The organism is Flammeovirga aprica JL-4 (genome assembly GCF_012844305.1).
Taxonomy (GTDB): domain Bacteria; phylum Bacteroidota; class Bacteroidia; order Cytophagales; family Flammeovirgaceae; genus Flammeovirga; species Flammeovirga aprica.
The window spans coordinates 1-14,131 of sequence record NZ_JABANE010000027.1 but is presented as its reverse complement, the minus strand read 5'-3'; the positions used below and the strand labels follow the sequence as shown (position 1 = coordinate 14,131).

Annotated in this window: 6 protein-coding genes; all 6 read right to left on the bottom strand. The window is 36.3% G+C overall.

The genetic code is table 11. From position 1 onward, the window contains the following. Window positions 1-16: 16 nt before the first annotated feature. The 6 genes from HHU12_RS11845 to HHU12_RS11820 all read right to left on the bottom strand — a co-directional run bounded on the left by HHU12_RS11845 (window position 17) and on the right by HHU12_RS11820 (window position 13,777). Entirely contained in the window at window positions 17-1,240 is a 1,224-nt protein-coding gene (locus tag HHU12_RS11845) for a PKD domain-containing protein (protein WP_169656958.1), read from the bottom strand. A 32-nt stretch (window positions 1,241-1,272) separates the two neighbouring features. Further along, window positions 1,273-2,742, bottom strand: coding sequence for a RagB/SusD family nutrient uptake outer membrane protein (locus tag HHU12_RS11840; RefSeq protein WP_169656957.1), 1,470 nt, complete (start codon window positions 2,740-2,742; stop codon window positions 1,273-1,275). A 4-nt stretch (window positions 2,743-2,746) separates the two neighbouring features. Further along, window positions 2,747-5,821: a SusC/RagA family TonB-linked outer membrane protein gene (locus tag HHU12_RS11835; protein WP_169656956.1), complete on the bottom strand. Its 3,075-nt coding sequence runs from the start codon at window positions 5,819-5,821 to the stop codon at window positions 2,747-2,749. 831 nt (window positions 5,822-6,652) lie between these two features. Next, window positions 6,653-10,660, bottom strand: coding sequence for an ATP-binding protein (locus HHU12_RS11830; protein WP_169656955.1), 4,008 nt, complete (start codon window positions 10,658-10,660; stop codon window positions 6,653-6,655). A 163-nt stretch (window positions 10,661-10,823) separates the two neighbouring features. After that, window positions 10,824-11,969, bottom strand: a complete 1,146-nt coding sequence (locus HHU12_RS11825) for an endo-1,4-beta-xylanase (RefSeq protein ID WP_169656954.1) — start codon at window positions 11,967-11,969, stop codon at window positions 10,824-10,826. Window positions 11,970-12,346: 377 nt separating this feature from the next. Next, window positions 12,347-13,777, bottom strand: coding sequence for a hypothetical protein (locus tag HHU12_RS11820; RefSeq protein ID WP_169656953.1), 1,431 nt, complete (start codon window positions 13,775-13,777; stop codon window positions 12,347-12,349). Between the last annotated feature and the right edge of the window lie 354 nt (window positions 13,778-14,131).

Below are 14,131 nucleotides of genomic sequence, written 5' to 3'. Positions count from 1 at the left end.
TTGTTTGTCTACACTATTATTGTTCGAAATAGGTAATATTGTCTACATAATAATTACCTGCTGTATTTCCCTGAATGACCACCCAAGGGTATTCAGTATTACCATCTATCTGATCAACGAGGTCATATTCTAATGTCACCCATTTACCCGGTTCGACATCAAGGAAATAGCCCGTCTCAAAATCGCTTTCCAGCTGTAATTTTAAGGAACCTGCTTGTTCGAAATACACATCTATCGTTATTTTATCTGCCGCCACACCTACAATCTGACCGTTTCTTACGGCATTGACTGAGAATGGATCTACTTGTGTCATCATTAATACAAAATCAGAAGCGTTTACAGCATCAGTTGCTGGGTTGGCCACTACAGAAACATCTTGTCCCCAAGCGTTCCAATCCCCTACTTGCTCGTCTTCAAAATCACCATAAACTGTTCCGTTGTTTCCTCCAATATCCAATGCATAGTATTTGATATTATCGATGTAATAACTTCCTGCTGTATTGCCTTGGAAAAGGATCCATGGGTATTCTTTCGCCGCATCCACTTGACCTTCTAAATCATACTCCAATGTTACCCACTCACCTGCTGGCACCGCTTGGAAATAACCTGTAGCAAAATCACCTTCAATTTGAAGTTTTAATTCTCCTGCCACTTCCATATATACATCTACTACGATCTTGGTAGCGAATGGCGTAACCTGTGGAATATTTCTCACTGCACTGTTTTGCCAAGGCTCTGTCTGCGTCATTTTTAATACTCTATCCGAAGGGTTAACCGCAGAACCTGAAGGGTTGCTCACCACTGAAACATCTTGTCCCCAAGCATTCCAATCGCCAACTTCTCCGTCTTCAAAATCACCTAACAGCAAGAACGCATCCCCACCTACTGGTGGTAAATCAGGATCTCTCTGAGCAATTACAATTTCCTTTGAAACCGTATCTACACCCATATTATTTCCTGTATATAAAGTGATTTTGTAAGTCCCTTCATTAGGGTAATAAGTCGTATCAACATCTTGAGATCCTCTAACAAACGGTCCATCTTCTTTGAACTTCCATGAGCTCATAATTGAAGTTCCGGTAGACTGATTATCCAGTACAATATAGTTTGGATTTTCGCTTGAAGGAGTTGCCGTAAAAGCGGCTTTTGGCATTTCTTCCACTGGAGAAGAATCCTCATTAGAACATCCCCATATCGAAAGAAGTCCTATAAGATATATGTATAATAAGTTCTTTTTCATAGTTCATTCAATTTCAATTTGACAAGACACTATTAGTAGCCAGGGTTTTGATCTGCTGCTGAGATTTCTGGATTCACATCAATCTCTTTTTGAGGAATAGGAAGTAATTCTGACTTACCAGCGACAAAGCCTGTTCCTGCTAAAACTGTTGATGCTAAATCCCATCTTAATAGATCATTGAACCTCACTTGCTCCCCTGCCAATTCCACTTTTCTTTCGTGAATAATCGCTTGGAAAATCTCTGACTTACTTCCTACAGGATAAGTAGCGTTCATTTCACTAGAACCATACAAAGGCATATTTACTCTTGCTCTCACTTGGTTCATCAGTTCAATGGCTTTTGAAGCATTTCCTAATTCGTTTTCAGCCTCAGCCCACATCAATAATACATCTGAATAACGAATGACTCTGTGATTGATTCCTGATGCAATCTCTTCCTTAGGGCGTTGGTAATAGTTCTGGTATTTCTTCCATGCCGCTCTGTGGTCTGGCAGACTTACAACTTCAGTTCCATTATTGAATAACTCACCGTCCGTATAAAAATTGGCTGTATAACGAGGATCATTCGCTTCATATTCGTCCAAAAGATCGTCTCCAGGATAAGAGTTGAACCAGTCGTTCCAACCGTATTCTTGCCCTCTCAAAGAAACAAACTGCATTCCTGAAGCATCTTCTACCCACCAAGTATCTTGGTCTGACCAACCAAACTCACGTGTGAAACCTACCTCAAATACTGACTCTGAATTATATTCTGTTTCCTCCAAGAAGTTATCCATATAATCAGCCACCAATGTATAGCCCGTCACATTTTGGAAAGCATTCGCTGCTTCTTGCCATTCTTTTCTGAACAAGTGCATTTTTCCTTTTAATGACCATGCCGCGCCTGCCGTTGCTCTACCTCCATCAGTAGCTCCTTGAGTAGGTAAAAGTGAAGCGGCTAGTTCTAAATCTTCTAAAATAAATTGATATACTTCTTCTTTTGTAGCTCTTGGATTTGGCACTGAAGTCAACTCAGGGTAGATCGGTACACCACCGAAACGCGTCACTAATAAATGATAGTAAAAGGCTCTCATAAAGTGCGTTTCTCCTAGTGCTTTATCAATATCACCTTGTGTTACATTCTCAAACTTATCTTTATTTGAGATCACAAAATTCGCTTTATTAATTCCTCTGAAACAGTTGTCCCAATAGGTAAAAATACCTTCGTGATTGGAGTCAAACGTAAAATTATAATACTGACGTTTGTCTGCTTCATGCTGAGGATTGAGGTCTACTTCATGTCCCATATTATCATTCATAAAAAATAAATGACGGATGTAAAGTCCTTTGGACTGAAGGTTGACATAAGAGGCATCTACAGAAGATTGCAACTGTGATTTATTCTTAAAATAAGTGTCTTCTGTCAGTTCATTTGGATTGGAGATGTTGAGGAAATCTGTACTACAGCTACTTCCAAAAACGATCATCAATAATGATAAATATATAGAGTTTCTTGTGTTCATGATTCTAGAAGTTTAATTGTAAACCGCCAATGATTGTAACAGGAGTTGGGTAATTACCTCTGTCAATTCCAGTCTCTGCAGGGTTATTGCCACTTGCAGCCGCTGCACCTACTTCAGGATCTAAACCTGAGTAATTTGTAATTGTAAATAGGTTTTGACCACTCACATAGAACCTGCATCTAGAGATGTATTTTGATAATACATTCTTCGGTAAAGTATAGCCCAATGTCACGTTTTTCAATCGGATATAAGAACCGTCTTCTACAAAGCGATCTGAAGTTCTTAAGTTGTCACCCGACTCGTTTAATCTTGGCACATCTGAATCTGGATTCTCAGGAGTCCAAGCATTCAACATCATAGGATTGGCATTGAAGAAACGTTGACCGCCTTCCAAGTACCATCTTGTAGTGTTGTAAATTTCATTGCCATAAGTACCATTGAAGAAGATGTTCAAATCAAAGTTTTTGTAATTGAAATCCATATTCAAACCAAAAACAACATCTGGTGTAGGGTTACCAATAATGGTTCTGTCATGATGATCAATTACCCCATCAGGTACACCGTCAGGTCCTGAAATATCTCTGAATTTTATGTCTCCAGGAGCAGTGTTAGAGGTTTGAATTGGAGAAGTATAAATCTCTTCCCATGATCTAAAGATACCTACCGTTTGATAACCGTAAAAATGTCTTAATGGCTCTCCTTCAACACTTCTCAAAATAGATCCGTTATTTTCGTAATAGCCTTCAAACAGTGTTTCACCGCCTAAATCATTCACTCTGTTTTGCATGGTACTGATGTTCATATTTACAGCCCACTGCAATTCTTTTTCCTGATTTTTTACTCCTAAATTAAATTCAAAACCGCTTACTTGTGCTGAACCTGCGTTTTTAGCTTGAGTAGCATTTACCCCACCAATCGATGACACTTGTCTTACATTGATCAAAAGGTCATCACTCTCATTTTTATAATATTCAGCTGATAAAGTCAGACGGTCTTCAAAGAATCCTAAATCCACACCAACATTGGTCATATAAGTAGTTTCCCATTTCAAATCTGGGTTTGGCAAGTTACCTGCAGTTGTACCAAAGGCTTGATAAACGCCATTCGCTCCACCAAATACATAACGGTGATTTCCTGAAACAATAGAAGCGGAGTATCTGTAATCACCAATATTGTCATTACCTACTGAACCGTAACTACCTCTTAGTTTTAATTGAGACATCCAGTTGGTTTCAGGGATAAATGCTTCATCCAACACATTCCAACCTAACGATAAAGAGTAAAAGCCAGCCCATCTGTTGTTAGCACCAAATCTTGAAGAGGCATCACGTCTGTATGACGCTGCGAATAAGTATTTTCCATCATAATCATAATTCACACGACCCAAATACCCTAGTTTTCCATAATCTACCGCGAAAGAACCACCTGTAAGATCTGTATTGGTTGTGTTCTTGATTTCGTTTGTGATCTCATTAAAACTTGATGTACCCGCATTCATATTTTTCTTTTCAATACGCTCTGCTACTAACACTGCATTTACATTGTGCTTTCCGAATTGACGGCTGTAATTGGCCTGACCGATCAATGTCATCATCGCATGTGAACCATATCCTTTTTCTATCAATGATCGGTTAGGGCGAGCCAATGCTGATCCATCATCATAAGAAGGAGAGAATAATTCGTTGGTATAATTGAAGTAATCAATACCACCTTGTCCCTTGATGGAGAACCCTTGGAATAATTCTAATTCTGCGGAAAGCGTACCCATTAAGTTCACTCTTCGGTTAGAGATTTCAGTGTGCTCCAATACTCTCACTGGGTTTTCTGCATCTTGACCATCCAATTGAATATCTGTACCTTGATAACCACCTAGATTACTTGCATTGTAAACGGTAAGGTAAGGAGGCATTTTGATCGCATGTTCTAATGCTGAACGTCCTGCACTAGTTTGTTCTGGCTTTTTCTCTGTACTAGAAACCGAGAACGTCTGTGCTACTTTTAATTTTCCTTTGGTATAGTTAGAGTTTGCTCTGAACATAAAACGTTCAATTCCTGTATTTTTCAACACCCCTTCTTGGTTCATATAATTACCACTGATACGGTAATTGGTGTTCTCACCACCTCCAGATAATCCAATATTATAATTCTCTATAATACCTTGCTGGAAGATTTCATTTTGCCAATTCGTATTATACTTACTGATATCAGCATATTTAGGATTATCCAATCGTCCTTCAGCTGCATTGCCCCACATTTTAGAGTAAGCGATATAATCATCACGGGACATTACATCATTTTGGTTTTGGACAGATTGCACACCTCTATAGCCATCAACGTCAATTTTGATATCACCTGATTTACCTTTTTTGGTCGTAACCACTACTACACCATTGGCACCCTGAGCACCATAAATAGCCGTAGTGGAGGCATCTTTCAGTACCGACATGGATTCAATATCCGAGGGGTTCAAATCACCCAAACCTTGTACAATAATTCCATCTACAACGATAAGCGGATTATTTCCACTGGTACCCATCACACCACGAATCTGTACGATTGGGTCACTACCAGGTGAACCATTATTGGTTACTGAAACACCCGTGGCTCTACCTTGTAAAGCCTGATCTGCAGTATAAACAGGAGTAGAAGTAATCAGTTCTGAATCTACCGTTGCAATAGCACCCGTCACTTTAGCTCTTTCTTGGGTACCATAGCCTACCACTACAATTTCTTCCAATTGTTTCACATCTTCATTAAGTGAAATATTGATTTCTGCTTTAGTTCCTATGGATATTGTTTTCTCAATATACCCGATATACTTAAAACGTAACTCTGTTTTATTTACAGGTACTTCAATTGAGTAAGCACCATCAAAATTGGTTATTGTTCCAATAGTAGTCCCTACGATGTAGACATTTACACCTGGTAAGGGCATGTCATTACTGCTATCAACAACAACACCTTTAATGATTTTTGCATCTTGAGCATAGAGAAGTTTAGGAAATAGAAGAATGCAAAATAGAGTTATCAGGAGGCGTACCTTATTCGAAACACCTACCCTACATAAGTAATTGTTCATTTCATGTTCTATGTTAAATTCATCAGAAGCTGTATTTGTGGGTTTACTGAGAAACTTTCAAAATACAGTGAATAGTAAGAGTTAGCATACATCAGAAGTCGAAATATTTTTAAGTAAAAGTCCTTTTCATTTTATTCATCAACTTTATAATAGTAAAAAAATATGCCTTCAATAGGCTTGTTAATTGTGTCGAAACTGTTGGCTTATTTTCTATGTCAATGACACAAAAAGAATAATAAGACCAACCAAACTAGTTATAACCAAGACCTCTAGTACTACTAATTTCCTAGAGTGAACATTTTGTTCGCTTGACTTTTTTTTCATACTGCAAGTTGTATAATTGTACTTTATACAAATAATAAAAATGAAGCTAAATTTATCAATAATGACGCTGAGAGGCCGTTCTGCAACATTTTTCACAAGGTGCGCTTCATTTATTTTAGGGGTATCACTTAAAAAAATCATTTTAAAAACGTGTTGTGATTTAGTTGATGAATATTCGATAGATAAGTAAAGTGTTTTTTATGGTGGTTCTTGAGCCACAATGCATTGTGGCTATACATTAGTGCATCATTTCAAGTTTATTTCTTTTGTAACCTGCTTCCTTTTTTTAGACCCATAATTGAAATTATGGGCTTATGGGAAGACACCTCATTTTACTTTTGTAGATCAATTGTATTACCACTCCTTCCAACTCAGCAACTCAAAATTTTAAGGTGAAAAATAAAAAACGGAATAGCTTCCCATAAGCCCACAACTTCAGTTGTGGGTCTACGAAAAAAACTCGATATAATACCGAGTTCTTCTTTACAATAAATATGTTTCTTGTTGCTAATCTTCCATCTCTTTCATTTCCTGAGTAGGCAGGATATTGAAATGCTCCTTATAACATTTCGTGAAATAAGATGGAGAAGAAAAACCGGTTTGATAGCCGACTTCACTCATATTATTATTCCCTGCCAATATCAATTTGCGGGCTTGTTCCAATCGAATTCTCTTAATAAAGACAGTAGCTGTTAAACCTGTCAAAGCTTTGATTTTTCTGTACAACTGACTTCTACTCAAATGTAGTACTTCAGCCAATTGTTCTACGTTCAAATTCGTATCAGAAAGGTTTTCATAAATATAATCAGTAATGGTTTTTAAGAACTCTTGATCGACGCTAGTGGTATTTGTTTGTTCAAACCCTTCCTCTTGGTATTTACCAATAAAGCGATCAAAAATCACTTGTCTTGACTTCAATAATTGATTGATGGTAACATGCAACAACTCCAAATCAAAAGGCTTTTGGATATACGCATCTGCACCCAAATGAATCCCTTTGATCTTATCTTCCTGATCATTTTTGGCAGTCAGAAGGATCATAGGAACATGGCTGATTTTGAGGTTTGTTTTTACTTTCTCACACAATGTGAAACCGTCCATATTCGGCATCATTACATCAGAAATAATAATATCTATATTCCTGCTTTCTAAGATTTCCAAAGCATTCACACCATCCGAAGCTTCCACTATTTGATAGTGTTCTTGTAATGCTTCCCTCAAGTAAGAACGTAACTCATAGTTGTCTTCAACAAGTAATACAGATTGTTTTTTGCTAGAGGAAGAAGGAGTAGTAGCCGTAGATTTATGCTTTCCTACAGCCAGCACATATTTCTTTCTGTTCAAAGCTTCTTTATCAAAAATCTGATCTGCTGAAAGATGCTCTTTCCCCACTGGGAAATCAAGATGGAAGGTCGTCCCCACATTCACTTTACTCTCTACCGAGATCCTCCCTTTATGTAATTCCACAAACTGTTTTACTACTTCCAAACCAACACCCGTACCTCCATAATAAGCATCTTGATGTGAATCAACTTGATAAAAACGATCGAATACTTTATCTAAATTTTCGCTTGGGATACCAGGCCCTGTATCGCGTACTGAAATCCTTAAGTAATGCTCCACAAGCGAAAGATTAATATTGATTTCTCCTTCTTGGTCCATCAATTTAAACGCATTTGAAAAGAGGTTAAAGATGATCTTCTCAATCATACTTTCATCCAAATAGATTTTGATTTCTTTATTATAATCTCTTGTAATGGAAATTTCAATCTGTCTACTTTCTGCCTCTTCTTCAAAGAATAAAATCGCTTCTTCAATGGCTTCTTCTGGATTGAGCAATTGAGTTTTCAAGCTAATATTCTTAGAATTCAACTTTCTAAAATCCATCAACTCATCTATAAGGTGTTTTAAGCGAAGCGCATTTCTGTAAATAGAGACATTCTTTTCCCTTAATTGTTGAGTAGAAAACTGACCGGAAATCATATCTGAAATTGGATTCAAAATCAATGTCAGTGGCGTTCTAAACTCATGGGAAATGTTCGTAAAGAACTGAAGTTTTGCCTTTGTCAACTCCTCTTCCTGCAATCGTCTTTCTCGCTCACCTTTGGCTTCCTCCAAAATTTGTACTCTTGCCTTCATCAATCTATTCAAAATGAAAAGGCCACACAAGAACAATAATATGTATAGTAAAATAGCTAGATTGGATTGGTACCAATACGGCAAGACTTTGATTTTAATCGTCTTCTCTGGCGTCCAAACACCATTATTATCCATTCCTTTTAAATGGAAAACATACTCTCCTCTTGGCAAAGAAGTGTAGGTCACATTTCTGACAGCTCCTACATAATTCCATGATTTTTCAGGTCCTTCTAAGTAATAAGCGAAGTCGATTTTATCTGAATATGGAAAGTCAATTCCTGTAAAATTAATAGAGAAAATGTTCTCCTCTTGTGACAATGTTATCTCCTCCCCATCCTTGATTTTCTTTTTGATTTGTTCTATATCATTCTGAAAATTAGTTTGATGTATGCTTATTGAATTAAAGAAAATTTCGGCATCGCACTCTTGAGGCTGAATGATGGAAGCGTTGATGTAATTTAAACCTTCAATAGATCCTGTATAGATTGTATTGGTGACCGCATCATAATCAATAGCATTATAATTAAAAGTTTCAGACACCAAACCATCTTTTTTAGAGAAGTAACGGATAGAATCGTTCCACTTCTGAATGACCGCAATTCCGTTTTTACTAGTCAACCAAATGTTACCGGATTTATCTTCCGCAATACCACAAATCACCTTCCTGTCCACCTTATTATTACTGAAGTAAGGCGACAATTCTTGAGTTTTCAAATCGTACTTAAACAACCCTGCCCCATCGGTTCCAATCCATAATTGTTGTGCACTACTGATATAAAGCGATAATATATTATCCCCACCCAACTGCTGATCAAGTACCTTTTGAACTTTAAATTCTTGATAATGTGTATCTATAAAAAACAGTCCTTCTGTCGTTCCCACCCACACATTATCCTGATGATCTATACAAACGTTTCTCACGTCTTTCGTCGACAAACTATTGGACACAAACTCTCCGTAATTAGGGTAATGGATTTGATTGTCTTGGGGATCATAATAGTTGACTCCTCTATCAAAAGTGGCAATCCAAATTCTCCCCTTACTGTCTTCATCAAAGAAAATCACACGGTCTGAAGACAAATCAGAGTTGTCTTTAGTGTAGTTGATAAATGAGGTTTGATGTTTGGGAAGCAAGTAAATACCATTGCCCCAAGTAGCGACCCAAGTCTGTCCTTTGCTGTCCTTAAAAACAGATTGAACGGCATCACTCCCTAATCCTTTAAAGAGGTTATTTTGAAGGGTATTGATTGAGGTAAATTGATTTCTTTTTTGATCGTAAACCGTGATTCCTCCTCCATCTTGTCCTATCCAGAGTTTATTTTTTTGATTTGAAATAATACTATTGACAGAAGAAGTAGCCAATGAGTTTTTATTATAAGGATCGTGGATCAAATGCTTGAATTTATAAAAATTGGGATCAAACAATCCTATTCCAAACTCATAATAACCAATCAATATTTTGGATTGATCAACAGCATATAACGACCAAACTGAATTAGAAGAGAGAGAATTATTTTCTTTGGCATTACTCTCCAAATGAGTGTATTGCTTTCCATTTTTCTGATCAAAAATAAAGATTCCATCGTTTTCAGTAGCTACAAAAACACCCCAATCACTTTCACAAAAATCCATGATACGTGTTGTGGTTATTGGGTAAACCGTCACTTTGTCTTCTTTTATGGTATAAATACCCGACTCCACTGTTCCAATCCAAAGTGTTCCATCCTCTGAAAAATATACTTTCTGAATGCTAATAGAAGAAGGTAAGTTTTGGTGTTTTACCTTCGAAAATGATTTAGAAACATAATCAAAAACAAATAGTCCTTGATTGGTCGCTAAATAGTAATGTTTATTATCTTTTGTAGCAATTGAGGTAATTTTAAAGTACTCATCAATAGTGAGATTCAAAGGATAAAAATCAATCTTGTTCTCTTTTGATTTTATATAAATTCCTTTCGTGTTAGTGGCTAAAAGTAGCGAATGATCAGGAGTTTCGATCATTCCGAAGGTCACAACATCTATTTCACTTGGAATATAAACTGCTGTAAATTTATCTTTTTGGGCATCAAAATAACTGATCCCCTTATTGGTTCCTACCCAAAGCTGTTGGTGTTGGTCAATAATCGAGCATCTTATAAAATTATCATTGATTTTGGAGGAATCAGAAAAGGTGTAGTTGAACAATTCATAATTCAACCCATCATACCTATAAATACCATTTCCAAAAGTCCCCACCCATAAAAAGCCTTGCTGATCTTTATTGATATCTGTTATTGGCCTTCCATCGGCTTTTAAATTCAGTTGAATAAAGTCGTTTTGCTGGCCGTGAACCGATAGGGATAAAAAAGTTAAAAGTAATAGTAAATAATAATTCATAAATCAGTACTGAAGTGAAGGTTATTATCTAAATGATAAAAAGTGATCACGAATTCATTTCATATCGTACTCTATAATTATACAGAGAATAAACTCATTTATAAAATTTCAAGTAGGATTTGATTCATTATTCATCGTGATCACCGCTTATTCTAGTAATTATTTACCCTTTTGTTGGTGAATTTGCCAATTCTAATACTGCATGATAAGCTTTCTTAGGTTGGTTGTTTCGATCAAAAAGTAATGGATGATCCGTTCTCCCTTCAATCGGCCAATTGTTTCTCCAAGTATGAGCATCATTCACGCCCCAAAACGTTACTCTTCCTATTTTCTCTTGATACTTTAAAAGCACTTTGAAAAGGTCTACATAGTTTTGAGCCAATTTGGCCTGCATACTATCTGGAAGCGTAGAAGTATAAGGATCAAACTCTGGTACCAACGCATATTTTTGAGAGATTTCTGCTGAGATTTCTTCCGTTGGGAAAGGTAAAACAGAGATATCCAATTCTGTCAACATCACTTTTACACCAAGTGATGCAAAATCTGTAATACTCTTTTCAAACTCAGGAATTTTTACATAATCAATACCATAATGTGCCTGCATACCGATACCGTCCACTCTGATGCCTTTATCGATCAGGTTCTTAACTAATTTGACAGCTTCTGCTCTTCGGTGGGGTAAAATCAAAGAATAGTCGTTGTAATATAACTCAGCATCAGGGTCTGCCTCATGAGCAAATTGGAAAGCTAATTCAATAAAATCTTCACCAATAATTTGGTGCCACTTACTTTTACGAAGTCCTTCTTTATCATCAATTGCTTCATTGACCACATCCCATGCCTGTACTCTTCCTTTGTATCTTCCAACTACGGTATGAATGTGATCTCTCATTCTTTCAATCAGCTGTTCTCTAGATACAGTATTTCCTTCATCATCCAAAAAGAACCAATCAGGAACTTGAGAGTGCCATACCAACGTATGCCCAACAATAAACATATTGTTTTTCTCTCCGTATTCAACGAATTGATCGGCTTCTTTGAAATTGTAAACGCCTTTAGAAGGATGGATTTCTTCAGGTTTCATACAATTTTCGGCGACAATAGAATTGTATTGTTGTTCTACTAAATCAGCGGATTGTTTGCGAACTCCATTGGTGTGATCTACATGCAAAGCAGTGCCTAAGAGAAACTTTCCTTCAAATGCTTCTTTAAGAGTTGGTATAGTAGATTCTTTTTTTGTGGATTGATTCTGACAGCTAAGGGATACCAAAAGTACTGCTAATAACAGCACATGACTAATCGTTTTCATCTTAATGAAAATTTTAAATTAAACAGTAGTCAATTTGGTTATAATAGCTTTTTTTGTTTCGACACTACTATTTAGCTATTTATTTGGTTAAAGTCAAATTAATGGGAGGGATTAGCTGTATTTATTGTCTTATAAAACCATAGAGGTCCTACTTTCAAACTTCCTTCTTCTTCATTTTGTCTTGAAACAAAACGAAGCAAAAATTCAAGGCTATGAAGGCAAAAGCTAAATTTTATTCCTTTCGCCTAAATGATTTTAAACTCGCTTTGCTCAAACAAAAAAATCATTTTTAACGGCTCTCTTCATAAAATTCTTAACGCTTTTCCCTTCAATGCCAATGGGGAGGTACTACAAAACTTCTACAGTAGTAAGATAAATTATTGGATCGTCTTCAAAATATTATCCACTTCAATTTTTAAAGGTTTTCCAGCTTTCAAATCCAATGCTAGACTTTCACTGTAATAATCTCCTTTTCCTGGTGTCATGTCTTGGTTATTGTCAATCACGAAAGTCAGATAACATTTTCCTTCATGAAGATAAGTCAATTGAAAGTTATTTTGGCTTTTTGAGATTTCAGGGAAAAGAAGTACTTCATTCATCATTTTTTCTGAGATATAGCCGTACTCTGTTTTGAAGTTCCCATTATTATCCGTCAACGGTTCTCTTGATAAGTAAACACTGATCTTATTGTCTTTACTCAAATCTGATCTTTTGAAGGATAAATCTACTGTTGCAATATTTTCAATATCATTAATTTGAATTGGGTCTTGTGCTAACTCTCCTAATTCAGCATAACTCTTGTTCCCTGCCTGCATCATATAACTTGCTGACGTCACTACAGGGTATTGCTCTCCCCAATCTGCCAAAGGCATTCCATTTGGAAAACGTTTTACTACTTCTTTCGTAGGGAAATTATATTTTTCAGATGCTTTTTGGGCTAAATCAGAATGTAGAAGTGAGCCATTAAACTCCATGTGTTTACTAGGTTTGTTGGACCCCATTCTACTGGTGTATGAAACCATTTTCATTTTATTATCTTTAAAACTCACCTTTACCCACATAATGTCTTTTCCACCATAAGCATCTACAAAAAGGTATTCGTTGTTTTCAGCTTCGGTTAATACAAAGTAACTTGTACGATAGATATCTGCTAAGATTCCGCCGTTTCTGAGCATGATTGTTTTCACTCCTTTATATTCAGCGACAAAGAAAGTATTGAACAGGTTTCCCATGGTTCCACCTTCAAATAAACCATGAATTTGGGAAGTGTTGATCGCTCTAAAGTCAAAGGCAAACCAAGGAATCTTTTGACCTAAGAGAAAGATATCTCCTACCCAATGTCCTTGCATTTTGGTCATAAAATCAAATCCTTCATTATCAATATTGATTGGGGTTAATTCTGGGGCTTTATAATACATAGTTGGTGTTTTTACAGTAATTGAATTAGTATTGGCTTCTAATGGGAAATTCTTTTCTGCCCATTCCTTCAACTTTAAGCGGTCCTCTTTCATCATCAAACCGCTTTGAGGCATTGGGTTAGAAGCATTGTTGATTCTATTGAGAAGACCTCTGTTTTTTACAGCTTCTACTAGATTATCATAAGTGGTAAGGTCCATTCCCGCACTTGGGCTTTCACCCGAATGACAGTAAAAGCAATTGTTGTCTATAATCTGTTTGATATTTCCATTATAAGAAACAGCAGACAGTTGAACTTCTACATCCTGATCTTGTGTATTGATGGTTTTACAAGATTGGATTCCAATACTGAATAGTAAAGAATAGAAAAGTGATTTATGCAATAATTTCATGTTCTGTCAGGTGTATTATGTTGATAGTTCAAAGGTATAGGTAGAAAAAATGTGATTTTTTGATCTATATCAAAAACTATTTCTGAGCTCTCAATCTACTCAAAGTCTCTTGTGAAATCCCTAAAAAAGAAGCGATCAACCCTAACTTTACTCTTAATTCTATCTGAGGAAAATAACTTTGCAAGACCTCATATTTTTGTTTTGCGGTAAGAAAAGACCAGTTTTTTGAAATTTGATCAATAATCATCAACATCTCTTCAGAAAGCAAACGAGCGAAAGTATTGGTGATGGCTATTTTAGGTTGATCTAGCTACATCCGTTACTAAAATTACCACATTTATAGTAATGTTTTTC